The 25,668-nt window shown below is 67.7% G+C and carries 23 protein-coding genes and 1 pseudogene; 8 read left to right on the forward strand and 16 right to left on the reverse strand.

Annotation, left to right across the window (positions count from 1 at the left end; translation table 11 throughout):
- Positions 1-103: 103 nt before the first annotated feature.
- On the reverse strand, positions 104-1,702 hold the full coding sequence (locus EY822_RS14455) for an ABC-F family ATP-binding cassette domain-containing protein (protein WP_150309154.1): 1,599 nt from the start codon (positions 1,700-1,702) through the stop codon (positions 104-106).
- Between the two features lie 137 nt (positions 1,703-1,839).
- On the opposite strand from EY822_RS14455, the gene EY822_RS14460 reads away from it, so the two are divergent.
- Entirely contained in the window at positions 1,840-2,457 is a 618-nt protein-coding gene (locus tag EY822_RS14460; protein WP_150309155.1) for a biotin transporter BioY, read from the forward strand.
- 142 nt (positions 2,458-2,599) lie between these two features.
- Here EY822_RS14460 and EY822_RS14465 read toward each other — a convergent pair whose 3' ends face one another.
- Genes EY822_RS14465 through sufB form a run of 5 tightly spaced genes read right to left on the reverse strand, consistent with a single transcriptional unit; the run spans position 2,600 to position 6,751 of the window.
- Entirely contained in the window at positions 2,600-2,929 is a 330-nt protein-coding gene (locus tag EY822_RS14465; RefSeq protein WP_150309156.1) for a metal-sulfur cluster assembly factor, read from the reverse strand.
- Between the two features lie 10 nt (positions 2,930-2,939).
- On the reverse strand, positions 2,940-3,704 hold the full coding sequence (gene sufC / locus EY822_RS14470) for a Fe-S cluster assembly ATPase SufC (RefSeq protein ID WP_150309157.1): 765 nt from the start codon (positions 3,702-3,704) through the stop codon (positions 2,940-2,942).
- A gap of 7 nt (positions 3,705-3,711) precedes the next feature.
- The gene (locus tag EY822_RS14475) at positions 3,712-4,032 is read right to left on the reverse strand and encodes a non-heme iron oxygenase ferredoxin subunit (protein WP_150309158.1); all 321 of its coding nucleotides are present in this window, start codon (positions 4,030-4,032) and stop codon (positions 3,712-3,714) included.
- Entirely contained in the window at positions 4,029-5,297 is a 1,269-nt protein-coding gene (gene sufD / locus EY822_RS14480; protein WP_150309159.1) for a Fe-S cluster assembly protein SufD, read from the reverse strand. The genes EY822_RS14475 and sufD overlap by 4 nt, the downstream gene beginning before the upstream one ends.
- A 35-nt stretch (positions 5,298-5,332) precedes the next feature.
- On the reverse strand, positions 5,333-6,751 hold the full coding sequence (gene sufB / locus EY822_RS14485; protein WP_150309160.1) for a Fe-S cluster assembly protein SufB: 1,419 nt from the start codon (positions 6,749-6,751) through the stop codon (positions 5,333-5,335).
- Positions 6,752-7,025: 274 nt separating this feature from the next.
- On the opposite strand from sufB, the gene EY822_RS14490 reads away from it, so the two are divergent.
- Complete coding sequence (locus EY822_RS14490; protein ID WP_150309161.1) at positions 7,026-8,036, forward strand: COX15/CtaA family protein; 1,011 nt, start codon at positions 7,026-7,028, stop codon at positions 8,034-8,036.
- A gap of 401 nt (positions 8,037-8,437) precedes the next feature.
- On the opposite strand, the gene EY822_RS14495 is transcribed toward EY822_RS14490, so the two are convergent.
- Positions 8,438-9,361, reverse strand: a complete 924-nt coding sequence (locus EY822_RS14495) for a heme o synthase (RefSeq protein WP_150309162.1) — start codon at positions 9,359-9,361, stop codon at positions 8,438-8,440.
- A gap of 263 nt (positions 9,362-9,624) precedes the next feature.
- On the opposite strand from EY822_RS14495, the gene tkt reads away from it, so the two are divergent.
- The 6 genes and pseudogenes from tkt (at position 9,625) to pgl (ending at position 16,870) form a co-directional block, all read left to right on the forward strand.
- Positions 9,625-11,718: a transketolase gene (gene tkt / locus EY822_RS14500; protein ID WP_150309163.1), complete on the forward strand. Its 2,094-nt coding sequence runs from the start codon at positions 9,625-9,627 to the stop codon at positions 11,716-11,718.
- 56 nt (positions 11,719-11,774) lie between these two features.
- Complete coding sequence (tal, locus tag EY822_RS14505; protein WP_150309164.1) at positions 11,775-12,887, forward strand: transaldolase; 1,113 nt, start codon at positions 11,775-11,777, stop codon at positions 12,885-12,887.
- On the forward strand, positions 12,884-14,482 hold the full coding sequence (locus EY822_RS14510; protein WP_150309165.1) for a glucose-6-phosphate isomerase: 1,599 nt from the start codon (positions 12,884-12,886) through the stop codon (positions 14,480-14,482). The genes tal and EY822_RS14510 overlap by 4 nt, the downstream gene beginning before the upstream one ends.
- Positions 14,483-14,536: 54 nt before the next feature.
- Positions 14,537-16,078 (forward strand): glucose-6-phosphate dehydrogenase, encoded by a 1,542-nt coding sequence (gene zwf / locus EY822_RS14515; protein WP_150309166.1) that lies wholly within the window; start codon positions 14,537-14,539, stop codon positions 16,076-16,078.
- Positions 16,075-16,356, forward strand: a pseudogene (locus EY822_RS14520) (glucose-6-phosphate dehydrogenase assembly protein OpcA); the annotation flags it as partial. The gene zwf and the pseudogene EY822_RS14520, both read left to right, overlap by 4 nt.
- Positions 16,310-16,870, forward strand: coding sequence for a 6-phosphogluconolactonase (gene pgl, locus EY822_RS14525; protein ID WP_227497375.1), 561 nt, complete (start codon positions 16,310-16,312; stop codon positions 16,868-16,870). The pseudogene EY822_RS14520 and the gene pgl, both read left to right, overlap by 47 nt.
- Positions 16,871-17,140: 270 nt before the next feature.
- Here pgl and EY822_RS14530 read toward each other — a convergent pair whose 3' ends face one another.
- The 9 genes from EY822_RS14530 to uvrC all read right to left on the reverse strand — a co-directional run bounded on the left by EY822_RS14530 (position 17,141) and on the right by uvrC (position 25,667).
- On the reverse strand, positions 17,141-17,509 hold the full coding sequence (locus EY822_RS14530) for an RNA polymerase-binding protein RbpA (protein ID WP_150309168.1): 369 nt from the start codon (positions 17,507-17,509) through the stop codon (positions 17,141-17,143).
- A gap of 69 nt (positions 17,510-17,578) precedes the next feature.
- The gene (gene secG / locus EY822_RS14535; protein ID WP_150309169.1) at positions 17,579-17,830 is read right to left on the reverse strand and encodes a preprotein translocase subunit SecG; all 252 of its coding nucleotides are present in this window, start codon (positions 17,828-17,830) and stop codon (positions 17,579-17,581) included.
- A gap of 99 nt (positions 17,831-17,929) precedes the next feature.
- Positions 17,930-18,724 carry a triose-phosphate isomerase gene (gene tpiA / locus EY822_RS14540; RefSeq protein WP_150309170.1) on the reverse strand — a complete coding sequence of 265 codons (795 nt, stop codon included), beginning with the start codon at positions 18,722-18,724 and terminating at the stop codon, positions 17,930-17,932.
- A complete protein-coding gene (locus EY822_RS14545) occupies positions 18,721-19,938 on the reverse strand; it encodes a phosphoglycerate kinase (RefSeq protein ID WP_150309171.1) in 1,218 nt (405 codons plus the stop codon). Before EY822_RS14545 ends, tpiA begins: the two co-directional genes overlap by 4 nt.
- 10 nt (positions 19,939-19,948) lie before the next feature.
- On the reverse strand, positions 19,949-20,956 hold the full coding sequence (gap, locus tag EY822_RS14550) for a type I glyceraldehyde-3-phosphate dehydrogenase (RefSeq protein WP_150309172.1): 1,008 nt from the start codon (positions 20,954-20,956) through the stop codon (positions 19,949-19,951).
- Between the two features lie 90 nt (positions 20,957-21,046).
- Positions 21,047-21,673 (reverse strand): superoxide dismutase, encoded by a 627-nt coding sequence (locus EY822_RS14555; protein ID WP_150309173.1) that lies wholly within the window; start codon positions 21,671-21,673, stop codon positions 21,047-21,049.
- A 92-nt stretch (positions 21,674-21,765) separates the two neighbouring features.
- Positions 21,766-22,743, reverse strand: coding sequence for a DNA-binding protein WhiA (gene whiA, locus EY822_RS14560; RefSeq protein WP_150309174.1), 978 nt, complete (start codon positions 22,741-22,743; stop codon positions 21,766-21,768).
- A gap of 28 nt (positions 22,744-22,771) precedes the next feature.
- Positions 22,772-23,647 carry an RNase adapter RapZ gene (rapZ, locus tag EY822_RS14565; RefSeq protein WP_150309175.1) on the reverse strand — a complete coding sequence of 292 codons (876 nt, stop codon included), beginning with the start codon at positions 23,645-23,647 and terminating at the stop codon, positions 22,772-22,774.
- A 4-nt stretch (positions 23,648-23,651) separates the two neighbouring features.
- Entirely contained in the window at positions 23,652-25,667 is a 2,016-nt protein-coding gene (gene uvrC, locus EY822_RS14570; RefSeq protein ID WP_150309176.1) for an excinuclease ABC subunit UvrC, read from the reverse strand.
- Position 25,668: the final 1 nt, after the last annotated feature.

The following is a 25,668-nucleotide window of genomic DNA, read 5'->3' on the forward strand; positions in this document are numbered from 1 at the left end:
AGGGACGCAACTTCACCCACGTCCCTTCGACAGGCTCAGGGACCGTATGGTTGGGGAACCGTGTGCGGCTGAGGGACCGGATGGCGCAGGGTCGGGCGACGCGCTACTCGAGCGTGATGAGGTCGAAGTAGTCCGGGTTCCAGTGGTCCTCGGTGCCGTCGGGCATGAGCAGCACGCGCTCGGGGTTCAGGGCCTCCACGGCGCCCTCGTCGTGGCTCACGAGCACCACGGCGCCGGAGTAGTTCGCGAGGGCGTCGAGAATCTCTTCGCGGCTCGCAGGGTCGAGGTTGTTGGTGGGCTCGTCGAGCAGCAGCACGTTGGCGCCGGACACGACGATCATCGCGAGGGCGAGACGGGTCTTCTCCCCACCGGACAGCACGCCCGCGGGCTTCGACGAGTCGTCGCCGGTGAACAGGAACGAGCCGAGCACGCGCCGCGCCTCGGTCTCGGTGATGTTCGGCGACGCCGAGACCATGTTCTGCAACACCGACCGCTTCACGTCGAGGGTCTCGTGCTCCTGCGCGTAGTAGCCGATCCGCAGGCCGTGACCCGGCTCGAGTTGGCCGGTGTCGGGCTGGTCCACGCCGGCGAGGATGCGCAGCAGCGTCGTCTTGCCCGCACCGTTGAAGCCGAGGATGACGACCTTCGAGCCGCGGTCGATCGCCAGGTCCACCGCCGTGAAGATCTCGAGTGACCCGTAGTTCTTGCTGAGGTCGCTCGCCATGAGCGGCGTGCGACCGCACGGTGCCGGCTCCGGGAAGCGCAGCTTCGCCACCCGGTCCACCGTGCGCACGTCGTCCAGTCCGGACAGCATCTTCTCGGCCCGCCGCACCATCTGGTGCGCGGCGGCGGCCTTGGACGCCTTGGCGCCGAACTTCGCCGCCTGCATCTGCAGCACCGACGCCTTCTTCTCCGTGTTCGCGCGTTCCTTCTTGCGCCGCTCCTCGTCGGACGCCCGCTGACGCAGGTAGTTCTTCCAGTCCATGTTGTAGATGTCGATCACGGTGCGGTTCGCGTCGAGGTAGAAGACCCGGTTCACGGTCTCCCCGACGATCTCGATGTCGTGGCTGATCACGATCAGCCCGCCCTGGTAGTTGCGCAGGAACTCCCGCAACCACACGATCGAGTCGGCGTCGAGGTGGTTGGTGGGCTCGTCCAGCAGCATCGTGTCGGCACCCGAGAAGAGGATGCGGGCCAGCTCGATGCGTCGGCGCTGACCGCCGGAGAGGGTGCTGAGCGGCTGGTCGAGGATGCGGTCCGGCAGGCTGAGATTGCTGGCGATCGACGCCGCCTCCGCCTCCGCCGCATATCCGCCGAGCGCGGAGAAGCGTTCCTCCAGCCGCCCGTACGTCTTCATGGCGGCGTCGCTGACCTTCGAGTCGGTCGAGGCCATGTCGAGCATCGCCTGCTGCATCTTGATGCCGATGCTGCCGAGCCCGCGGGCGTCCAGGATGCGGGTGCGCGCGAGATCCTCGGGGTTGCCGGACCGGGGATCCTGAGGGAGGTAGCCGATCTCGCCGGAGCGTTCGATGCGACCACCGGTGGGCGGGAGCTCCCCGGACAGCACCTTCGTCAGGGTGGTCTTTCCGGCGCCGTTACGGCCGACGAGGCCGATCTTGTCACCGGGGCTCACCCGGAAGGTGACCCCGTCCATGAGGAGGCGCGCCCCCACGCGGAGCTCCAGGTCGGAAACAGCGAGCACAGTGAAAGTCCTTTTCCTTGGTCGGGTGTCCACAACAAGCGAAGGAAGGGGCGGCCCATAGGATGAGTTCGGCTACATAGCCCGACGTATCGAATCGGAATCCCTCCGATCAACCTCCCTATTCTAGGAGATAGCGCATGACAACCGCCGCAGCCCTCGGTTCGCCCACCGTACTGGCCGATCGAATCCTGTCCCGGAGCGTCACCACCGACGTGACCCTGGTGGTCGCTGGCGCCGCGCTCACCGCGGGCCTCGCCCAGGTGGAGGTGCCGATGTGGCCGGTACCCATCACCGGCCAGACGCTCGCGGTGATGCTCGTCGGCGCGTCGCTCGGCGCCAAGCGCGGCGCGATGTCGCTGGGACTGTACCTCGTGCTGGGCGTGATCGGCCTGCCGATCTTCGCTGGCTTCACCGGCGGTCCGCTCGCAGTGCTGAAGCCGAGCTTCGGCTTCATCATCGGCTTCGTCTTCGCCGCGGCCCTCATCGGCTGGCTCGCCGAGCGCAACTGGGACCGGAAGGCCCTTCCCGCCCTCGCCGGGTTCTTCCTCGCGAGCCTCGTGCCGTTCGCCTTCGGTCTGCCGTACATGGCCATCGTGCTCGGCAACCTCGGCGTGGCCAACGACCTCGGCACGGTGCTCGCGTTCGGCGTCTACCCGTTCATCATCGGCGGGATCGCCAAGTGGCTGATCGCGGCGGCCGCGCTCCCCTTGGCCTGGAAGGGCGTCCGCGCCCTCGACGCCCGCAAGGGCGAGTAGCCGGGCGACGTCTCTACGACGCCCCACGGTCCCTGAGCCTGTGGAAGGGACGACGCGCATCTTTTCGACGAAGCTCAGGGACCGTATAGCACAGAGAAGGGCCGGTCGACATCGTCGACCGGCCCTTCTCGCTGCGTGTTCGTCAGATCGAGAAACCGAGCGCGCGCATCATGTCGCGACCGTCTTCGGTGATCTTGTCGGGTCCCCACGGCGGCATCCACACCCAGTTGATGCGGAACGCCTCCACGTGACCGTCGAGCGCCTCGGCGGTCTGCTCCTCGATCACGTCGGTGAGCGGGCACCCGGCGCTGGTCAGCGTCATGCTCACCACGAGGGCGTCGTGCTCGTCGTCCCAGCCGAGGTCGTAGATGAGCCCGAGATCGACGATGTTGATGCCGAGCTCCGGGTCGACGACATCCTTCAGCGCCTCGGAGATCTCGTCGAACCGGTCGGGTGCGAGGGTCGATACCATGTCGTCGGTCCTAACTGAGGGGCGCGCCGGCGAGGAAGCGGTCGTAACCCTCGTCCTCGAGCCGGTCGGCCAGTTCGTGCCCGCCCTGCTCGGCCACCCGGCCCGCGACGAAGACGTGCACGAAGTCGGGACGGATGTAGCGGAGGATGCGGGTGTAGTGGGTGATGAGCAGCAACCCGAGGCCGGTGTTTTCCTTGGCGCGGTTGACGCCCTCGGAGACGATCTTGAGCGCGTCGACGTCGAGACCCGAGTCGGTCTCGTCGAGCACCGCGAATTTCGGCTTCAGAAGCTCGAGCTGCAGGATCTCGTTGCGCTTCTTCTCGCCACCGGAGAAGCCCTCGTTCACGTTGCGCTCGGCGAACGTCGGGTCCATGCGCAGGCGGGTCATCGACTCGCGCACATCCTTAATCCAGCCGCGGATGGCGGGGGCCTCGCCGTCGAGCGCGGTCTTCGCGGTGCGGAGGAAGTTCGACACGGTGACGCCGGGGATCTCCACCGGGTACTGCATGGCGAGGAAGAGACCGGCGCGGGCGCGCTCGTCGACGCTCATGGTGAGCACCTCTTCGCCGTCGAGCTTCACCGATCCGCCTTCGACGTGGTACTTCGGGTGACCGGCGATCGTGTAGGCCAGGGTCGACTTGCCCGACCCGTTCGGGCCCATGATCGCGTGGATCTCGCCCTCGTTGATGGTGAGGTCGACGCCGCGCAGGATCTGCTTGGTGCCCTGGTCGGTCTCGACGCTGACGTGCAGGTCGGAAATCTCTAGTACTGACATGTTCGTCCTAGCTGATGGGGGTGGGGTCGATGTAAATGTCACCATCGACGATTGTCACGGGGTAGACGGGCACGGGCTCGTAGGCCGGCAGCGTCAGGGGCTTGCCGGTGTTCAGGTCGAACTTCGACCCGTGCGCCCAGCACTCCAGTGATTCGTCCTCGACGAATCCCTCGGAGAGGGAGATGTCGCCGTGGGTGCAGGTGTCCCCGATGGCGTGGCACACGCCGGCGGAGTCCTTGACGAGGGCGATGTCGACCCCGTCGATCGTGATCTTGAAGGCCTGGTTGGGCTCGAGCTCGACCTCGGGGAGGATGCGGACGGCGGTCATGCGGAAGCCCCTTCCGTGGCCGAAGCAAGCGGCGCGGCACCCGACACCGTGGCGCTGCGGAGGAGTTCCTCCTCGATGCGGACAGCGAGGTGCTCCTGCAGTTCGGCGGAGCCGATCTTCTGCACGATCTCGATCAGGAAGCCGCGCACGACGAGTCGCCGCGCCTCCTGCTCGGGGATGCCGCGGGCCTGCAGGTAGAACAACTGCTCGTCATCGAAGCGCCCGGTCGCGCTGGCGTGACCGGCACCGAGGATGTCCCCGGTCTCGATCTCGAGGTTCGGCACCGAATCGGCGCGCGTGCCCTCGGTGAGCACGAGGTTGCGATTCTGCTCGTAGCTGTCGGTGCCGGGGGCGCTGTGCCGGATGAGCACGTCGCCGATCCAGACGGTGCGGGCCTTGACGCCCTGCAGCGCGCCCTTGTAGTTGACGCGGCTCTTGGTGTGCGGGGCGTCATGATCGACGTACACCTGCTGCTCGAGGTGCTGACCGGAGTCGGCGAAGTAGAGGCCGAGGAGTTCCGCGTCCCCTCCCTCGTTCGCGAGGTGCACCGACGGGTTGACGCGCACGATGTCGCCACCCAGCGTGACCACCACGTGCTTGAAGCGGGCGTCCCGGCCCACGACGGCGAAGTGGCTGGCCAGGTGAATGGCGTCGTCCGCCCACTCCTGGAGGCTCACGACGGTGATGTCGGCGGAGTCGCCGATGACGAACTCGATGTTCTCGGTGAGGTTCGCCGAGCCGGCGTTCTCCAGGATCACGAGGGCGCGACTGAACGGCGCCGCCGTGATCACCGTGTGAGCGGCCCGGGCCGTCTCGCCGAGGGAGGACCGGGCCACGACGACCTGCTTCTCATCCTCGCCCGTGATCGTCACGGCGAGCGCCTCGTCGAACGAGCTCCACGCGTTGGCCGACGCCCGCTCCTCCGGCAGACCAGCGGAACCGATCCGGGAATCGGTGCGCGGCACCCACTCGACCGAGACGTCGTCGACGGCGGGGAAACCCACGTCGTAGGACGAGCCGTCGAGGTCGCCGTCGATGAGATGACCGAGGCGCGCGACGGGCGTGTACTTCCACACGATCTCGCGTCCGGTGACCGGACCGAAGTCGGCGACGTCGGCGGACGCGAAACGTGCCGAGCGGGTCTGCACCGGTACACCCGACCAGCCGCCGTCAGTGTGCGCCTTGGCGCCGTGCTGAGCGGGGGCTGCGTCGGGGGAAACGGTGTCGATCGACTGAGTGGTGTTGGTGGCGATGGGTGTCGTCATCTAGGCGACAGATCCTTTCGTCGGGGGAAGGGAGGTCAACCGACGCTGCCTTCCATGCCCATCTCGATGAGCTTGTTGAGTTCGAGCGCGTACTCCATGGGAAGCTCGCGGGCGATGGGCTCGATGAAGCCGCGCACGATCATGGCCATGGCCTCGTCCTCGGGCATCCCTCGGGACATGAGGTAGAACAGCTGCTCCTCGCTCACGCGGGAGACGGTCGCCTCGTGCCCGAGCTGCACGTCGTCCACCCGGATGTCGATGGCCGGGTAGGTGTCGGAGCGGGAGATGGTGTCGACGAGAAGAGCGTCGCAGCGCACGGTGTTCGCGGAGTGGTGCGCGTTGGCGTCCACCCGGATCTCACCGCGGTATCCGGCACGGCCACCGCCGCGGGCGATCGACTTGGAGACGATCGACGACTGCGTGTACGGCGCCATGTGCACCATCTTGGCGCCGGCGTCCTGGTGCTGTCCCGGGCCGGCGAAGGCTACGGACAGGGTCTCGCCCTTCGCGTGCTCGCCCATGAGGTAGATGGACGGGTACTTCATCGTCACCTTGGAACCGATGTTGCCGTCGATCCACTCCATGGTCGCGCCCTCGTGCGCGATCGCCCGCTTCGTGACCAGGTTGTAGACGTTGTTCGACCAGTTCTGGATCGTCGTGTAGCGAACGCGAGCGTTCTTCTTCACGATGATCTCGACCACGGCGGAGTGGAGGGAGTCCGACTTGTAGATCGGCGCGGTGCAGCCCTCGATGTAGTGAACGTAGCTGCCCTCATCGGCGATGATCAGCGTGCGCTCGAACTGGCCCATGTTCTCGGTGTTGATACGGAAGTACGCCTGCAGTGGGATCTCGACGTGCACGCCCTTCGGCACGTAGACGAACGATCCGCCCGACCATACGGCCGTGTTCAGCGCGGCGAACTTGTTGTCGCCGGCCGGGATGACGGTGCCGAAGTACTCGGTGAAGAACTCGGGGTGCTCGCGAAGCGCGGTGTCGGTGTCCATGAAGATGACACCCTGTTCCTCGAGATCCTTCTGGATCGAGTGGAACACCACCTCGGACTCGTACTGCGCGGCCACACCGGACACAAGGCGCTGGCGCTCGGCCTCGGGGATGCCGAGTCGCTCGTAGGTGTTCTTGATGTCGTCGGGGAGGTCTTCCCAGGTCTGCGCCTGCTTCTCCGTCGAGCGAACGAAGTACTTGATGTTCTCGAAGTCGATCCCGGAGAGGTCGGCACCCCACGTGGGCATCGGCTTCTTGCCGAACAGCTGGTAGCCCTTGAGCCGGTTCTTCAGCATCCACTCCGGCTCGTTCTTGAGCTGGGAGATGTCGGCGACGACCTCGGGGGATATGCCGCGGCGGGCGGAGGCGCCCGCGACGTCCGAGTCGGACCAGCCGAATTCGTACTGGCCGAGGCTTTCGAGTTCGGGGCGGTCGATCAGGACATCTGACATGTGTACCTCTTTCCTCACCATCTCAACGATTAGCGTCTTATGGTTGTTCCCAGTTTGCGGGCTTGGTGCTCATGCACAGCCTGATCTCAGGATGAGACGCGGGGCTGCGGAATCCGAGTGGACGTTCACTCAACGATGACGAACACTTCTTAGACTGACACCTGGCGGGTGACGGATCTTCCCGCTGTCGACGATGACGCGCCGAGATTCGGCTGGGCTGTGTTCGTGAACCGCCCAATTCTATGTCAGATCCCCCTCGATCGAAAGGCACCGCGTGTCCAACAGCGTCGATACCGGGCGTTCTCCCAGTGGCGGCTTCCTCGGGCAACTCGCCCTCGTGTGGCGACGCATCCACGACCGCCTGCCGATCGACGCGAACCGGCGCGTGCGCGCTCTCGCTTGGACGACTCTCGCGGTGCAGACGCTCATCGTGGGCACCGGAGGCGCGGTCCGACTCACCGGATCGGGGCTCGGCTGCCCGACCTGGCCGCGCTGCACGGCCGACTCGTTCGTGAACACGCCCGAGATGGGCATTCACGGGGTGATCGAGTTCGGCAACCGCCTCCTCACGTTCCTGCTGGTGATCGTGGCGATCCTCACCTTCTTCGCCGTGCTGCGGCTCCGCAATCGCGGCTACGGTCTGTTCTCGTTGGCGCTCGCCATCGGGCTCGGCATCCCGGCTCAGGCGATCATCGGCGGCATCTCGGTGCGCACCCAGCTGAACCCGTATGTCGTGGGGCTGCACTTCGTGGTGTCCGTGGTGCTCGTCGCGCTGTCCACGGTGCTGGTCTGGCGGGCCTGCAACCCACGGGAGCCCCGAGCGAACCTGGCGCCTCGGTGGGTGCGCGGGCTGACCCTGACGACGGCGGTCTTCGCTTCGGTCACGATCCTCGTCGGCATCGTCACCACCGGTTCCGGTCCGCACGCCGGCGATAGCGGTGCGGCGCGGAACGGGTTGGACTCCGAGTTCCTGCAGCACGTGCACAGCTGGCCGGCCTACGCGCTCCTCGTGCTGACGATCGCCCTGTACCTGAGCGCGCGGCGGGAGCGGCTCCCCCGGACGGTGCGGTACACCGGACTGCTGCTTGTCGTACTCGCCCTGCAGATCGTTGTAGGCCTCGCTCAGGCGCGCCTGGGTCTTCCCGGCATCCTCGTCGGCACCCACATGGTGCTCGCCTGCGTGCTCACCTCGGCGATGACGGCCGTGCTGCTGAGCCTGCGCGGCTCCCCCGCCGCCGAGGGACTGGTCGTCGAGCGCCAGCCCGAGGCATCCATCGCCGACTAGGGCCCTCTCGATCCCTGAGCCCGTCGGAGGGCCGCGACGCACCCGACAGCCCCTGAGCTTGTCGAAGGGACACGACGCGCCTCACATCGCTTCGACAGGCTCAGCGACCGTGCACTTGCGAACCCGACGCGCCGCTCCTCTTGAGGCGAGCCGACGGCGGGACGCACCACCACGGTCCCTGAGCTTGTCGAAGGGACGTAACGCACCTCACGCCGCTTCGACAGGCTCAGCGACCGTGCACTTACGGACTCGACGCGCCGCTCCTCCCAAGGCAAGCCGACGGCGGGACTCACCCCCAAGGTCCCTGAGCTCGTCGAAGGGACGCAACGCACCTCACGCCGCTTCGACAAGCTCAGCGACCGTAGGAGCGTCGCTTCGTCAGGGGCAGCGCCCGTGACCGGCTAGAACGGGAGGAGCGGGTCGACACCGATGGCGAGGAAGAGCAGCGACAGGTAACTGATCGACGCGTGGAACACCCGCATGGGCCGCACCTGCTCGTGACGGATCGCCGCGCCGTACAGACGGTGCGTCTCGTAGACGAACCAGCCGCCGGCGGCGAGGGCCGTGACCGTGTAGAGGAGGCCCATCTCGGCGACCGGCACGAGAAGGAGCGAGCAGGCGACCGTGGCCCAGGCGTAGAGGATGGTCTGCAGCCCGACCTGAGCCCGGCCCCGCACCACGGCGAGCATGGGCACGTTCACCGACTGGTAGTCGTCCCGGTACTTCATCGACAGGGGCCAGTAGTGCGGCGGGGTCCAGAGGAACACGATCATGAACAGGATGACCGGCGTCCAGCTGAGCGAGCCGGTCACCGCGGCCCAGCCGATCAGCACCGGCATGCATCCGGCGGCACCGCCCCAGATGATGTTCTGCGGCGTGCGGCGCTTCAACCAAAGCGTGTAGACGAACACGTAGAAGAGAACGGCGACGACGGAGAGCCCGGCGGCGAGCCAATTCGTGAAGACGCCCAGCCACAGCACGGACGCCACCCCGATGACCCACGCGAAGACGAGGGCCTCCCGGTCGCTCAACTCGCCGGTGACCAACGGTCGACCCTGCGTGCGCTTCATAACGCGATCGATGTCGCGGTCGATGTAGCAGTTGAAGGCGCCCGCCGATCCGGCGCTCAGCGATCCGCCGATCAGCGTTGCGAGCACGAGCCAGAGGTTCGGGATGCCGCCCTGGGCGAGGATCATGACCGGCGCCGTCGTGACCAGCAGCAACTCGATCACGCGAGGCTTGGTGAGGGCGAGATAGGCCTTCGCCTTGCGCGAGACGGTCGACCGTTCCCGGTCGACGTGGCCTCGGGTGGATGCTACGTCCACTCCAGCTCGAACAGACACCGCACCTCGCACTAACGAAACTCTTCCGGGAACCCCAGTCTAGGTCATGCCCGGTCGGGTACCGGCGTCGCCCCCGTCCGAGCGATCCCGACCGGCTGGGACGCGGCTCGGACGCGGTCCGAGCCCGGCTGTCACGTACCCATGACGCGTGATGTCGGCAACCCCGCGCCCCCGCTTGCGCCGTTCCCTATACTGGTCGAGGTCCGACTGGGCCTGATTTTGCATCTTCGGAAGGGCATTCACCAGTGGCAGCTTTGCAATGGGATTCCATCGACAACCGGGCAGTGGACACGGCGAGGATCCTCGCCGCTGATGCTGTGGAGAAGGTAGGGAACGGACACCCCGGCACGGCCATGAGCCTCGCTCCCGCTGCGTACCTGCTGTTCCAGAAGGTCATGCGACGCGACCCGTCCGACGCGACGTGGCTCGGCCGCGACCGGTTCATCCTGTCGGCCGGGCACAGCTCGCTGACGCAGTACACCCAGTTCTTCCTCGGTGGCTACGGCCTCGAGATCGAGGACCTGCAGCAGTACCGCACGTGGGGTTCGAAGACCCCCGGACACCCCGAGTACGGCCACACCGACGGCGTCGAGATCACCACCGGGCCGCTCGGCCAGGGCCTCGCCTCCTCCGTCGGGTTCGCCTACGCTTCCCGCTTCGAGCGGGGACTGTTCGACCCGGACACCGCACCCGGCGAGAGCCCCTTCGACCACTTCGTCTACGTGATCGCCAGTGACGGCGACATGCAGGAGGGAATCACCAACGAGGCGTCCTCCCTCGCCGGCCACCAGGAACTCGGCAACCTCGTCGTCATCTACGACGCGAACCAGATCTCGATCGAGGACGACACCGACATCGCGTTCACCGAGGACGTCGCCAAGCGCTACGAAGCACTCAACTGGCACGTGCAGACGGTCGACTGGAAGAAGACCGGCGACTACGTGGAGGACGTGCAGGAGCTGCACGACGCCGTCGAGGCCGCGAAGGCCGAGACCGGCAAGCCCTCGCTCATCGTGCTGAAGACCATCATCGGGTGGCCCAGCCCCAAGAAGCAGAACACCGGCAAGATCCACGGGTCCGCGCTGGGTGCCGAGGAGCTGGCCGCCGTCAAGGAGGTCGTCGGCTTCGACCCCGAGCGCACCTTCCAGGTCGACGAGGACGTGCTCGCCCACACCCGTGAGGCGGTGACCCGCGGTCAGGCGCAGCACGCCGAGTGGAACGAGAAGTTCGAGGCGTGGGCTTCGGCCAACCCCGACAAGAAGGCACTGCTCGACCGGGTGCTCGCCGGCGACCTGCCCGACGGACTCGAGGACGCCCTTCCCGTGTTCCCCGCGGGCAAGGACGTCTCCACCCGTGCCGCGAGCGGCAAGGTGCTGAACGCCATCGCCGACCTCATCCCCGAGCTCTGGGGCGGCTCCGCCGACCTCGCCGAGTCGAACAACACGACCATCGAATCGGCCGACTCCTTCGTTCCCGCGGAGCGCTCCACGGGAGCCTGGACCGGCAACGAGCGCGGCCGCGTGCTGCACTTCGGCATCCGCGAGCACGCGATGGCCGCGATCCTGAACGGCATCGTGCTGCACGGCAACACGCGTCCCTTCGGCGGCACCTTCCTCATCTTCAGCGACTACATGCGCCCGGCCGTGCGTCTCGCCGCGCTCATGCAGGCGCCGTCGATCTTCGTGTGGACGCACGACTCGGTCGCCCTCGGCGCCGACGGCCCCACGCACCAGCCGGTCGAGCACCTCGCGGCACTCCGGGCCATCCCGGGCCTCGACGTGGTACGCCCGGCCGACGCCAACGAGACCGCCTACGCCTGGCTGGCCGTTCTCGGCCGTCGGCGCGGACCGGCGGGCATCGCGCTCTCGCGCCAGAACCTGCCCGTGTTCGAGCGCGGCGACGGCGACGCGTCCGGCGACACCCTGGCGTCGGCGAAGAACGTCTCGAAGGGCGCCTACGTGCTCGCCGAGGCGCCGAACGGCACTCCCGACGTCATCCTGATCGCGACCGGTTCCGAGGTGCAGATCGCCATCGAGGCCCGCGCAGCACTGCGTGACGAGGGCATCAACGCCCGCGTCGTCAGCGCTCCGAGCCTCGAGTGGTTCGACGAGCAGAGCGTCGAGTACCGCGAGTCGGTGCTGCCCGCCGCGGTCCGCGCACGGGTCTCGGTCGAGGCCGGCATCGCCCTCACCTGGTACCCCTACGTCGGCGACGCCGGACGTAACGTGTCGATCGAGCACTTCGGTGCGTCGGCCGAGTACGAGCGTCTCTACAGCGAGTTCGGCCTCACCACCGAGGCCGTGACGCAGGCGGCAAAGGATTCGATCGCCGCGGTGTAGTCGCACCGCACGGAACGACCATCCCCGAGCGATTCCCACAAGGAGACAACAGAACAATGACGAACAACACCCCCACCGCACAGCTGTCCGACCTCGGCGTCAGCATCTGGCTCGACGACCTGTCGCGCGAGCGCATCCAGTCGGGCGGGCTGCAGAAGCTCATCGACGAGAAGAACGTGGTCGGCGTCACCACGAACCCCACGATCTTCGCCAGCGCCCTGTCGAACGGCGAGGCGTACGACCAGCAGGTTCGTGAGCTCGCCGCCGACGGCGCCGACGTGGACCGCGCCGTGTTCGAGATCACCACCGCCGACGTCGGCCACGCCGCCGACATCTTCCGTCCCCTCTACGACGCGACCAACGGCTTCGACGGACGCGTCTCCATCGAGGTCTCCCCCACCGCCGCGCACGATGCGGACGCCACCATCGCCGAGGCGAAGAAGCTGTGGGAGCGCATCGAGAAGCCCAACGTGATGATCAAGATCCCGGCGACCCTCGCCGGCCTCGAAGCCATCACCGCGGCGATCGCCGTGGGCACGAGCGTGAACGTCACCCTCATCTTCAGCCTCGAGCGGTACCGCGAGGTCATCAACGCCTACCTCTCCGGACTCGAGAAGGCGAAGGAGGCGGGTATCGACCTGTCGACCATCCACTCCGTCGCCTCGTTCTTCGTCTCCCGGGTCGACGCCGAGATCGACAAGCGCCTGACGGCCATCGGAACCGACGAGGCTCTCGCCCTGAAGAGCAAGGCCGGCCTCGCGAACGCCCGCCTCGCCTACGAGGTCTTCACGCAGTCCTTCGAGAGCGAGCGGGCGAAGCTCCTGCTCGACTCCGGCGCGAACAAGCAGCGACCGCTCTGGGCGTCCACCGGCGTCAAGGACCCGTCGCTCCCCGACACCCTGTACGTGACCGAACTCGCGGTCGCCGACACGGTCAACACCATGCCGGAGAAGACCCTCGAGGCCACCTTCGACCACGGCGAGATCGAGGGCGACCGCGTGAGCGGTTCCTACGCCGAGGCGAACGAGGTGCTCGACGCGATCGCCGCGCAGGGCATCTCCTACCGCGAGGTGACCGAGCTGCTCGAGAAGGAGGGCGTCGAGAAGTTCGTCGTGTCCTGGAACGAACTCCTCGAAACGGTCAAGGCGGCTCTGGACGGCGCCAAGTGAGCGTGCGCGTCCGCGTGAGCGGCGACGCGGAGGACGCGGTATCCCGCGTCCTCCCCACCCTGATCGCCGACAAGGTCGCGTCCGGCATCGCGTCGTTCGATGCCACCCTGTGGGGGCCGGACGCCGAGGAGGAGTCCGCGAAGCGACTCGGTTGGACCGAGTCGGTCACGGTCTCGGCGCCCCTCGTGCCGGAGATCGTCGCCCTGCGCGACGAATTGCGTGCCAAGGGCATCGACCACGTCGTGCTCGGCGGGATGGGCGGATCCTCCCTCGCGCCCGAGGTGATCACCCGCACCGCCGACGTCGACCTCACGGTGCTCGACTCCACCGACCCCGGCCAGGTCTCCGCGGCACTCGCGGATCGCCTGGCGTCGACGGTGCTCGTCGTGTCGTCCAAGTCCGGATCGACGGTCGAGACCGACAGCCAGCGTCGGGTGTACGAGCAGGCCTTCCGCGACGCGGGCATCGACCCGCGCGAGCGCATCATCGTGGTGACCGACCCCGGCTCCCCGTTCGAGGAGCTCGCGCGCGACCTCGGCTATCGGTTCTTCACCGCCGACCCGAACGTCGGTGGACGGTTCTCCGCGCTCACCGCCTTCGGTCTCGTGCCGTCCGGGCTCGCCGGCGTGGACATCCAGCAGCTCCTCGACGAGGCCGAGGTCGTGCAGGACCTCCTCGCGTCCGACTCCGAGGAGAACCCCGGCCTCATCCTGGGAGCCGCGATCGCCGGCACCTCGCCGCTCCGCGACAAGCTCGCCCTCGTCGCGAGTGGAACGCACATTCTCGGCTTCCCGGACTGGGCCGAGCAGCTCATCGCCGAGTCCACCGGGAAGAACGGCACCGGCCTGCTTCCCGTCGTGCTCGACGTGGATGCACCGGAGCTCACGCTCGACCTCCCCGACCTGCAGGTGGTGCGCCTCGTCGAGGACGCGGACGCCGCCGGCAGCGGGCACGAGGGCGACATCCTGGTCAGCGGCACCCTGGGTGCTCAGATGCTGACCTGGGAGTACGCCATCGCCGTCGCGGGCCGCCTCCTCGGCATCAACCCGTTCGACCAGCCCGACGTCGAGTCGGCCAAGGTCGCCGCCCGAGGCCTCCTCGACGCGCGACCCGAGCCGACCGAACCCGCGTTCACCGCGGACGACATCGAGGTGCGCGGAACGGATTCTGTCGTCGCGAACGCGACCACGCTCACCGGCGCCGTCGACGCCCTGCTCGCGGCTCTACCGGAGAACGGGTACGTGTCGGTGCAGGCCTATGCGGACCGCGTCGCGCTGCCCCAGCTCGCCGAGCTCCGCGACCTCCTCGCGCAGCGGGCCAAACGGCCGGTCACCTTCGGGTGGGGACCTCGCTTCCTGCACTCCACCGGGCAGTACCACAAGGGCGGGCCCGCCGTCGGAGTGTTCCTGCAGCTCACGACCGAGCCGTCGGGCGACCTCGAGGTGCCGGACCGTCCGTTCACCTTCGGTCAGCTCATCGCCGCACAGGCCACCGGCGACGCGAGCGTGCTCGCCGATCACGGTCGGCCGGTGCTGCGCCTGCACCTCACCGATCCTGAGGGCGGCGCGGTCACGCTCGTGAGCGCGCTGCGCTAGCAGGCGCCGCCGCATCATTCGTGTCGGGATCCCCGGCCCAATACAAGGAGCTTCATGTCGCCGGTGGAAATCACCCCGGATAACAACCCGCTGCGCATCGCGTCGGATCGTCGACTCAATCGCATCGCCGGACCCAGCAGCCTCATCATCTTCGGCGTGACCGGTGACCTCGCGCGCAAGAAGCTGATGCCGGCGGTGTACGACCTCGCCCACCGCGGCCTCCTCCCCCCGGGGTTCGCCCTCGTCGGGTTCGCCCGGAGGGACTGGGAGGACCAGGACTTCGAGCAGGTCGTGCATGACTCGGTGAAGCAGTACGCGCGCACCGAATTCGACGAGGATGTCTGGCACCAGCTGGCGCAGGGCATCCGGTTCGTGCAGGGAACGTTCGACGACGACGAGGCGTTCGCCCAGTTGAAGAAGGTGACCGAGGAGCTCGACCGCGAGCGGGGCACGATGGGGAACCACGCGTTCTACCTGTCGATTCCACCGAAGTCGTTCCCCCTCGTAACCGAGCAGCTGCGCCGGTCGGGTCTCGCGGAGCAGAAGGATGGGCGCTGGCGCCGTGTCGTGATCGAGAAGCCCTTCGGCAGCGACCTGAAGACGGCTCGTGAGCTGAACGACGTCGTCGAGTCGGTGTTCCCGCCCGACTCGGTGTTCCGCATCGACCACTACCTGGGCAAGGAGACGGTGCAGAACATCCTCGCTCTGCGCTTCGCCAACCAGCTCTACGAGCCCATCTGGAACGCGAATTACGTCGATCACGTGCAGATCACCATGGCGGAGGACATCGGCGTCGGCGGCCGAGCCGGGTACTACGACGGCATCGGCGCCGCCCGCGATGTCATCCAGAACCACCTGCTGCAGCTTCTCGCCCTCACCGCGATGGAGGAACCGGTGTCGTTCGACGCCGAGGCCCTGCGCGACGAGAAGGAGAAGGTGCTTTCCGCGGTGCGCCTGCCGAAGGACCTGTCGACGGCCACCGCGCGCGGCCAGTACTCGTCCGGCTGGCAGGGTGGCGAGTCCGTCATCGGGTTCCTCGAGGAGGAGGGGATGAACCCCGAGTCCACGACGGAGACTTACGCAGCGATGCGACTCGACATCGGCACCCGCCGCTGGACCGGTGTGCCGTTCTACCTGCGCGCGGGCAAGCGCCTCGGTCGCCGGGTCACCGAGATCGCCGTGGTGTTCAAGCGGGCCCCCCAGCATCTGTTCGCCGAGAGCCAGACGTCGCAGCTCGGGCAGAACGCCCTCGTGATCCGGGTGCAGCCCGACGAGGGCGTGACGATCCGGTTCGGATCGAAGGTGCCCGGCGCCGGGATGCAGGTGCGTGACGTGACCATGGACTTCGGGTACGGGCACGCGTTCACCGAGGCCAGCCCCGAGGCGTACGAACGCCTCATTCTCGACGTTCTGCTCGGCGATCCGCCCCTGTTCCCCCGGCACCGCGAGGTCGAACTGTCGTGGAAGATCCTCGATCCGATCGAGGAGTTCTGGGCGGAGCAGGGTCCGCTCGAGCAGTACCGGCCCGGTACCTGGGGGCCGCCCTCCGCCGATGACCTTCTCGCCCGCGACGGAAGAACCTGGAGGCGACCATGAGAGTTGACCTGCCCAACACGACCACCAGTAAGATCTCGAAGACCCTCGTCAAGATCCGCGAGGAGGGCGGAGCCGTCGCTCTGGGTCGCGTGCTCACCCTCGTGATCTCCACCTCCCTCGGGAGCGAGGAGGAAGCGATCGAGGCCGCCAACGACGCGTCCCGCGAGCACCCCATGCGGGTCATTGTGGTGTCGAGCGACCTGAGCGGCGATCACTCCGCGGCTGGTTCCCGTGCCCGGCTCGACGCCGAGATCCGCGTCGGCGGTGACGCCGGAGCGCAACGAGGGGCAGGCGCGCGAGGCGCTGCTGCGACACATCGATGTGCCGGACGAGAACGTGCATCCGATGCCGTCGACCGACGACGGGCAGACCCTCGAGGAGGCGGCGCGGACGTACGCCGCCGAGCTCGCGGAACACTCCGACGGCGACTTCGCCGCACCGCGTTTCGACATCACCATCCTGGGCGTCGGCCCGGATGGGCACATCGCGTCCCTGTTCCCCGACCACGACAGCGTGAACGTGAAGGACGAAACCGTGCTCGCGGTCGCGGACTCGCCGAAGCCGCCGCCGGAGCGCATCAGCCTCACCCTGCCGGTGATCAACGCATCGCAGCGGGTGTGGATGGTCCTCGCGGGCCCCGACAAGGCCTCCGCTCTCGGTCTGGCACTGGCCGGCGCCGACCGCGCGGGCGTGCCTGTCGCGGGCGTGAAGGGCCGCAAGCGCACCGTCTTCTTCGTGGACCGCGAAGCCGCGGCCGACGTGCCCGAAAACCTCTTCCTCAGCGCGTACTGAGCCGCTTCACGCTCCTTGAGCTGCACCACGCTCCCTGAGCTGCACCACGCTCCCTGAGCTTGTCGAAGGGAGATCGCTTACGCCCCTTCGACAGGCTCAGGGACCGTGGGGTGTGCCCCTTCGACAGGTCTAGGGACCGTGGGGCGCGCCCCTTCGACGAGCTCAGGGACCGTATCGGTGCGTCTCTGAGACGAGCTCAGGCACCGTGCTCGTTATGTGAAAGAGCCCCGACCGCAGTGCGGTCGGGGCTCTTCGTCGTTCGGGTCGCGTCTAGTTCTGCGCGCTCAGCTTGCCGCGACGGGCGCGGAGCTGCTGAAGGGCTTCCTCGAGCAGCTGGGCAGCCTCTTCCTCGGTGCGTCGTTCCTTCACGTACGCGAGGTGCGTCTTGTACGGCTCCAGCTTGGCGACCGACGGCGGGTTCTCGCGGTCACGGCCGGCGGGGAGACCCGACTGCGGCGAGTCGATCGTCTCGGGGATCTCCTCCTCGGGCAGGTTGGCGGCGAAGTGACGCACGGTCTCGTTACCGAGTGCGTCCCAGTACGAGACCGTGATGCGCTCCGCGTGGTAGCCGCGGTCCTGCTCGCCCATGGGGCCAGCGCCCACTCGCGATCCGCGGATCGCGCTTCCTCCAGATGCCATTGAAAGTCCTCTATTGTGCTAGTCGGGTTGGTTGTCGAAAGGTGCGGTCTGCGCCCCTGTGGGAAAGGGTCAGACCCCGGCGTCGAACTTGGTGATGAGGCCGAGGACGACGATGCAGGTGATCCAGACCAGGCCGAGGATCACCGTGATGCGGTTCAGGTTGCGTTCTGCGACTCCCGAGGCGCCGAGGTTGGAGGTGACGCCGCCACCGAACATGTCGGACAACCCTCCGCCGCGGCCGCGGTGCAGCAGAATCAGCATGGTGAGCAGGAGGCTCGTGACACCGAGCATCACTTGCACGATCACCTGAAGGATTTCCACACGGGGCCTTTCGAAAAGCTGTGAACAGTCGGAGGCCACGGGGACCGTCATCGATCATAACAAACGTGCGCACGCCGGTCACGCGGCGCGCGGCCCGAGCTACACCCCGACGTGGTTGCGGAAGCGTACGATGCTGGCGAATTCGGTGAGGTCGAGGCTCGCGCCGCCGACGAGGGCGCCGTCCACGTTCGGCTCGCGCATGAACCCGGCGATGTTGTTGGCCTTCACCGATCCGCCGTACAGGATGCGGGTCTTGCCGGCGACATCCGCTCCGAGCAGCTCGGCGAGGGTGCTGCGGAGCTGGGCGGCGACCTGCTCGGCCTGATCGGGGGTTGCCGCCTGACCGGAGCCGATGGCCCACACGGGCTCGTAGGCGACGACGATGTCCGCGGCGGTCGTGACCCCGGCCAGTGCCGCCCGGAGCTGCGCGACCGGCACGGCACTCGGGCCGTGCTTCTCGAGGTCCTCCGACGTCTCGCCCACGCAGATGATCGGTACCAGGTCGTTGCGGAGCGCCGCGTCGACCTTCGCCGCGACCTGCTCGTCCGTCTCGGCGTGCAGGGTGCGTCGCTCGCTGTGGCCGATCAGCACGTAGCGGCACTCGAGCGCCGAGATCAGTGCGCCCGAGACCTCTCCGGTGTACGCGCCGGAGTCGTGTTCCGAGATGTCCTGCGCACCGTACTCCAGCGGGAGCTTGTCGGCCGCGATGAGGGTCTGCACGGAACGGAGATCGGTGAACGGCGGGAAGACGGCGACCTCGACGGCCGCGAAGTCGTGCCGCGCGTCCTTGAGGCTCCACGCGAGCTTCTGCACGAACGCGATCGCCTGGAGGTGATCGAGGTTCATCTTCCAGTTGCCGGCGATGAGCGGGGTGCGGCCTGCGCCGTCGGTCATGCTTGCCATCCGAGGATCTCCAGTCCGGGCAGGCGCTTGCCCTCGAGGAATTCGAGGCTCGCACCCCCACCCGTCGATATGTGACCGAAACGGTCGTCCGAAAAGTCGAGCGCGCGCACCGCGGCGGCGGAGTCGCCGCCGCCGACCACGCTGAGGCCGTCCACCTCGGTGAGGGCCTCGGCGATCCGTCTGGTGCCGTCGGCGAACGGCTCCAGCTCGAAGACGCCCATGGGGCCGTTCCAGAACACCGTCTTCGACGAGCGGATGATCTCCGCGAAGGCCGCGGCGCTGTCCGGTCCGATGTCGAGTCCGAGACCGGAGTCGCCGAACGGGGTGTCCTCGAGCGAGTCCGCGGGTCGCACGGCGGTCTTCGCCTTCGCGCCGAACTCGCTCGCCATCACGATGTCGGTGGGCAGCACGATGCGCACCCCGTGCCGGTCGGCCGCCTCGAGGTAACCGCGGACGGCCTCGATTTGGTCGGACTCGAGCAGGCTCTTGCCCACACTGTGCCCCTGCGCGGCGAGGAACGTGAACAGCATTCCTCCACCGATGAGTAGCGAGTCCACCTTCGGCAGCAGGTGCTCGATGACGCCGAGCTTGTCGGAGACCTTCGAGCCGCCGAGCACCACCGTATAGGGCCGCTCGGGCGTGCTGGTGAGCCGTTCGAGCACGCCGAGTTCCGACGCGATGAGGAGGCCGGCGGCGCTCGGCAACAGCGTGGCGAGTTCGTACACGCTCGCCTGCTTGCGGTGCACCACACCGAACCCGTCGGACACGAAGGCATCGGCGTAGTCGGCGAGCTTCTGGGCGAACCCGCGCCGCTCGTTCTCGTCCTTGCTCGTCTCCTCCGGGTTGAACCGGAGGTTCTCGAGCACCAGCACGTCGCCGTTGGTGAGGCGGTTCACCTCGGCTTCGGCAGCTCCGCCCACGGTGTCCGAGGCGAAGGTGACGCGCTTGCCGAGCAGCTCGGAGAGCCGCTGCGCCACCGGGGCGAGGCTGTACTGCGGATCGGGTGCCCCGTCGGGGCGACCGAGGTGCGAGAGCACGATCACCTGCGCGCCGGCGTTGAGCAGGGTATTGATCGTGCGGAGGGAGGCGCGAACCCGACCATCGTCGGTGATCGCGCCCCCCTTCATCGGGACGTTGAGGTCGCAGCGCACCAGGATGCGCTTGCCGGACAGCGACCCGAGCGAGTCGAGCGTGCGGAGGGCCACGGGTCGGCGGTTAGAGGCGCTCGGCCACGTACTCGGTGAGGTCGACGAGGCGGTTCGAGTATCCCCACTCGTTGTCGTACCAGCCGCCCACCTTCACCTGGGTGCCGATCACCTTGGTGAGCCCGGCGTCGAAGATGCAGGAGTGCGGGTCACCGGCGATGTCGCTCGAGACGATCGGGTCCTCGGTGTACTTGAGGACGCCCTTGAGGGGTCCCTCGGCGGCGGCCTTGTAGGCAGCGTTGACCTGCTCGACGGTGACGGACGCGGAGGTCTCGATCGTGAGGTCGGTGATGGAACCGGTCGGCACCGGCACGCGCAGGGCGTAGCCGTCGAGCTTGCCGACGAGTTCGGGGATGACGAGGCCGAGCGCCTTGGCGGCACCCGTCGACGTGGGGATGATGTTCAGCGCAGCGGCGCGCGCACGGCGGAGGTCGCTGTGCGGGCCGTCCTGCAGGTTCTGGTCCGCGGTGTAGGCGTGCACCGTGGTCATCAGTCCGCGCTCGATGCCGAACTCGTCCATGAACACCTTGGCGAGCGGCGCGAGGCAGTTGGTGGTGCAGGACGCGTTGGAGATGACGTCGTGCGTGGCGGGGTCGTAGGTGCCCTCGTTCACGCCGAGCACGAGCGTCGCCACGTCGTCGCCCGTGGCGGGAGCCGACACAAGTACCTTCTTGGCGCCGGCCTCGATGTGCTTGCGGGCGTCGGCGGACTTGGTGAAACGACCGGTGGACTCGATCACGATGTCGACGCCGAGTTCGCCCCACGGCAGGTTGGCCGGGTCGCGCTCCTCGAGCACCTTGATCGGCTTGCCGTTGACGACGATGGAGTCACCCTCGAGCTCGACGGTCGCGTCGAGTCGGCCGGTGATGGAGTCGTACTTCAGGAGGTGCGCGAGCGCCTTGTTGTCGGTGAGGTCGTTGACGGCGACGATCTCGAGGTCGCTCCCCTTGGCCAGTGCGGCCCGGAAGTAGTTGCGGCCGATGCGGCCGAAGCCGTTGATTCCGATCTTGACTGACACAGTGCTCCAGTTACTTCGTGGCGTCGGAAGACGCGGATGACGGGGTAGAGAGGGTGCGGGGACCCGTGTCGGGTCCCCGCGACGAGCGCGCTACGACAGTAGCAGCAGGCCGTTCGTCTTCTCGCGGGCCGCGACGAAGCGAGCCGAGACGTCGGACCAGTTGGTGATGTTCCAGAACGCCTTGACGTAGTCGGCCTTCACGTTCACGTAGTCGAGGTAGAACGCGTGCTCCCACATGTCGAGCATGAGGAGGGGCACCGTTCCGGTGGCCATGTTGCCCTGGTGGTCGTAGAGCTGCTCGATGATGAGCTTCTGGCCGAGGGAATCCCAAGCCAGAATCGACCAGCCGGAACCCTGGATGCCGAGCGCGTTGGCGGTGAAGTGGCCGCGGAACTTGTCGAACGAGCCGAAGAACTCGTCGATCGCCGCTCCCAGCTCGCCGTCGGGCTTGTCGCCACCGTCGGGCGAGAGGTTGTTCCAGAACACCGTGTGGTTCACGTGGCCGGAGAGGTTGAAGGCGAGGTCCTTCTCGAGCTTGTTCACGTAGGTGAAGTCTTCGCTGTCGCGGGCTTCGGCGAGCTTGGCGAGTGCGGTGTTGGCGCCGTCCACGTAGGTCTTGTGGTGCTTGTCGTGGTGCAGTTCCATGATGCGACCGCTGATGTTCGGCTCGAGCGCCGAGTAGTCGTAGGGCAGGTCGATGAGCGTGTAGTCAGCCATTGAATATCTCCTCTATCGGGACGAAAGCCGGCACACTGCCGGTCCCGCAGTGACCTTCCGAGTCTAGACCCGAGCGCTCCCGGCGTACCGGGTCACACGTCATCGAGGTCGGGCGGGAGGTTCGCATCGGTGCCCGGGATGCCGAGATCGGCGGCCTTCTTGTCGGCCATGGCGAGCAGCCGGCGGATGCGTCCGGCGACGGCGTCCTTGGTCATCGGCGGGTCGGAGTGGTGGCCGAGCTCGTCGAGGCTCGCATCGCGGAACGTGAGGCGAAGCTCCCCCGCGTAGCGGAGGTGGTCGGGGATGTCCTCGCCGAGGATCTCCATGGCGCGGTCGACGCGGGCGCAGGCGGCGACGGCGGCCTGCGCCGAGCGGCGCAGGTTCGCGTCGTCGAAGTTGACGAGCCGGTTCGCGGTCGCGCGAACCTCGCGGCGCTGACGCATCTCGTCCCAGGACGCGACGCTCGCGGAGGCGCCCATGTGCACGAGCATCGCGCTGATGGACTCGCCGTCGCGGATGACGACGCGGTGCACACCGCGCACCTCGCGGGCCTTGGCCGCGATCTGCAGTCGCCCCGCTGCGCCCACGAGCGCCATGGCCGCCTCGTTTCCGGGCGACACGACCTCGAGGGCGGCGGATCGTCCCGGGTCGGTCAGCGAGCCCGCGGCGAGGAATGCGCCGCGCCAGACGGCGGCGATCTCCTCACGCGATCCGGTCGTCAGACGATTCGGGAGGCCGCGGATCGGGCGACGACGCGCGTCGAGCAGCCCGGTCTGGCGGGCGAGCGTCTCCCCCTCGAGCACACGAACGAGATAGTGGTTGGTGCGGCGGAGCCCGGACGCGGCGATCACCGAGATGTCGCTGCGCACCCCGTAGAGCTCGGCGAGGTCCTTGCGCACCCGTCGGGCGAGTTGCGCCGTGTCGAGTTCGGACTCCACGGCGATGCGCCCGGAGATGAGGTGGAGGCCGCCGGAGAAGCGGAGGATGGTCGCCAGTTCGGCGGCGCGAACCGTGGTCTTGCTGACCTCGATCCGGGCCAGTTCGTCCTTGACGTCGGCTGTCAGAGCCAATCCACATTCTCCCTTGCGCTTCGCGGAGTCATTCGCGTCCGAGATCGCGGTGCTTCACGCTCACGGCCACTCCCGGGAGGGCGCGCAGATGCTTCGCGAGCTCCTCGGCGACGGCAACGGAACGGTGCTTTCCCCCCGTGCAACCAATGGCGATCGTAGCGTGTCTCTTGTTCTCGCGCTGGTAGCCGGCGAGCACCGGATCGAGCGCGCGGCCGTACAGTTCGACGAACTCGGCGGCGCCCTCCTGGCCGAGCACGTAGTCGCTGACCTCGGGGTCGGTGCCGTTGTGCGCGCGGAGCTCCTGCACCCAGAACGGGTTCGGGAGGAACCGCATGTCGGCGACCATGTCGACGTCGGTAGGCAGCCCGTACTTGAATCCGAAGCTCAAGAGCGTGACGCGCACTCCGGCCTCGTCGACCGCGCTGAACTCCTCGGTGATCTTCGTCGCGAGCTGGTGGATGTTCAGTTCGGACGTGTCGATGATGATGTCGCTCGACTCGCGGATCTCCACCATCCGCTCCCGCTCCGCCGAGATGCCGTCGAGCAGCGTTCCGTTGCCCTGCAGCGGGTGCGGGCGGCGCACCTGCTCGAACCGGCGGACGAGCGCAGCGTCGGTCGCCTCGAGGAAGAGCATGCGCAATTCGGTGCCGCCGCGGAGGCTCTGCACGATGTCCCGGAGGTCGAGGAAGAAGTCACCGCCGCGCACGTCGACGACAGCCGCGATCTTGGGCAGGGTGTCCCCCGCCCGGCCGCTCAGGTCCACGAGGGGGCGCAGCATCTGCGGCGGGAGGTTGTCGACGACGTACCAGCCGAGATCCTCGAGCGCGTTGCCGACGGTGGACCTGCCCGCTCCGGACATTCCGGTGACGATCAGCACCTGGTGTTGGTCGGACTCCGCATTCATGCAGTCACGCCTTCGGTTCGGGGCCGCTGGGACCGTTCAAGCTTAGTTCGGACGCGTACTCGTCGGTCGCACCGCTGCCGTCGTTCCCGACAGTGGAGGCGCCTCCGTCGGAGTCGCGCGGATCGTCGTGCAGGCTGTCGTAGACCACACGGGCGAGGGCGGGTCCGATGGTGCGCACCGAGGCGATGTCGTCGAGGCCGGCGGCCTTCAACCGGGACACCGACCCGAAGTGCTTCAGCAGTCGTTGCACGCGCGACGGTCCGAGCCCGTGGATCTCGCTGAGCTGCGACCCGATGTCGCGCTTGCGCCGGCTGCGCTGGTAGGTGATCGCGAAGCGGTGCGCCTCGTCCCGGATGCGCTGGATGAGGAACAGGGCGTCGCTGTTGCGCGGCAGGATGACGGGGTAGTCGCTGTCGGGCAGCCAGATCTCTTCGAGGCGCTTGGCGATGCCGGCCAGTTGGATGCCGGTGACGCCCGATTCTCGGAGGGCGCGCGCCGCGGCCTGCACCTGCGGCTGGCCGCCGTCCACGATCAGCAGGTTCGGGCTGTAGGAGAACTTCTTGACGGCCAGATCCTCCTCCGAGCGCTGGGGCTCGGTTCCGAGGTAGGCGAGGCGGCGGGTGAGCACCTGGTGAATCGACTCGGTGTCGTCGGTGGACTCCGGGATGCTGAAGCGCCGGTACTGATCCTTGCGGGGGAGGCCGTCCTCGAACACCACCATCGACGCGACGATGTTCGTCCCGCTGAGGTGCGACACGTCGAAGCACTCCATGCGGAGGGGCGCCTCGGTCATGCCGAGCGCCTCCTGAATGTCGGCGAGGGCCTGCGACCGGGCGACGAAGTCCGAGCTGCGGCGGGTCTTGTAGAGCATCAGCGAGTGCTGCGCGTTCGTCGCGGCCGTCGCAGCGAGGGCCTTCTTGTCCCCGCGCTGCGCCACCCGCAGGTCGACGGCGCCGAGCGACACCCGGCCGGGGCCGCGCGGCTCCTCGCGGATGCCCTCGCGTCGGCGTTCCGTCAGCCACTTCTCGAGATCGGCGGCGTCCTCGGGCAGCTCCGGCACGAGAATCTCCCGAGGCGGGTAGGAGTCCTCGTCGTAGGCGTTGTGCAGCACCGTCTCCACCAGCTCGCCGATGCCGATGTCGAGTTCCTTGTCGACGACCCACGTGCGGGTTCCGCGGATGCGCCCGCCGCGCACGAGGAACTGGTGCACCGCGGCCGCGAGTTCGTCCGCCGCGATTCCGAACACGTCGGCGTCGACGCGGTCGTTGAACACCACGGCGGTCTTGCTGAGCGCCGCCTCGAGCGCCCCGATGCTGTCGCGGTAGCGCGCGGCGGCCTCGTAGTCCTGCTCGTCGGACGCGGCTCGCATCCGCTTCCCGAGGCGCGTGATGTAGGTGCTGTCGTTGCCGGCCATGAAGCTGACGAAGTCGTTCGCGATGGACCGGTGCTCGTCCACCGACACGCGGTTCACGCACGGCGCAGCGCACCGGCCGATGTCGCCGAGGAGGCACGGGCGGTTCGTCTGCTGCGCCCGCTTGTAGGTGGCCTCGGTGCAACTGCGCATCGGGAACACCTTGAGCATGGAGTCCACCGTCTCCCGGATCGCCCATACCTTCGTGTACGGCCCGAAATACCGGGCGCCCTTGATCTTGCGATTGCGGGTGACGAAGACCCGCGGCACGGGTTCGCCGAGGGTCACGGCGAGATACGGGTACGACTTGTCGTCGCGGAACCGCACGTTGAAGGGCGGGTCGAACTCCTTGATCCAGGTGAACTCGAGTTGGAGCGCCTCGAACTCGCTCGCCACCACGGTCCACTCGACGCTGCTGGCCGTGGTCACCATGCGTCGCGTCCGCTCGTGCAGGCTCGGCAGCGGCGCGAAGTAGTTGCTGAGTCGGGCGCGGAGGTTGTTCGCCTTCCCCACGTAGAGCACGCGGCCCTGAGCATCGCGGAACCGGTACACGCCGGGGTCGGTGGGGATCTCGCCGGGTTTCGGGCGGTAGGAGACGGTGTTCGCCATG

The sequence above is a fragment of the Planctomonas psychrotolerans genome (assembly GCF_008642235.1).
GTDB lineage: Bacteria > Actinomycetota > Actinomycetes > Actinomycetales > Microbacteriaceae > Planctomonas > Planctomonas psychrotolerans.

Bases quoted from the DNA above. Each gene is read 5' to 3' on its own strand.
- EY822_RS14460 (WP_150309155.1), top strand. From the start codon at position 1,840: ATGACAACCGCCGCAGCCCTCGGTTCGCCCACCGTACTGGCCGATCGA.
- EY822_RS14465 (WP_150309156.1), bottom strand. From the start codon at position 2,929: ATGGTATCGACCCTCGCACCCGACCGGTTCGACGAGATCTCCGAGGCG.
- sufC (WP_150309157.1), bottom strand. From the start codon at position 3,704: ATGTCAGTACTAGAGATTTCCGACCTGCACGTCAGCGTCGAGACCGAC.
- EY822_RS14475 (WP_150309158.1), bottom strand. From the start codon at position 4,032: ATGACCGCCGTCCGCATCCTCCCCGAGGTCGAGCTCGAGCCCAACCAG.
- sufD (WP_150309159.1), bottom strand. From the start codon at position 5,297: ATGACGACACCCATCGCCACCAACACCACTCAGTCGATCGACACCGTT.
- sufB (WP_150309160.1), bottom strand. From the start codon at position 6,751: ATGTCAGATGTCCTGATCGACCGCCCCGAACTCGAAAGCCTCGGCCAG.
- tal (WP_150309164.1), top strand. From the start codon at position 11,775: ATGACGAACAACACCCCCACCGCACAGCTGTCCGACCTCGGCGTCAGC.
- zwf (WP_150309166.1), top strand. From the start codon at position 14,537: ATGTCGCCGGTGGAAATCACCCCGGATAACAACCCGCTGCGCATCGCG.
- EY822_RS14530 (WP_150309168.1), bottom strand. From the start codon at position 17,509: ATGGCATCTGGAGGAAGCGCGATCCGCGGATCGCGAGTGGGCGCTGGC.
- tpiA (WP_150309170.1), bottom strand. From the start codon at position 18,724: ATGACCGACGGCGCAGGCCGCACCCCGCTCATCGCCGGCAACTGGAAG.
- EY822_RS14555 (WP_150309173.1), bottom strand. From the start codon at position 21,673: ATGGCTGACTACACGCTCATCGACCTGCCCTACGACTACTCGGCGCTC.
- rapZ (WP_150309175.1), bottom strand. From the start codon at position 23,647: ATGAATGCGGAGTCCGACCAACACCAGGTGCTGATCGTCACCGGAATG.
- uvrC (WP_150309176.1), bottom strand. From the start codon at position 25,667: ATGGCGAACACCGTCTCCTACCGCCCGAAACCCGGCGAGATCCCCACC.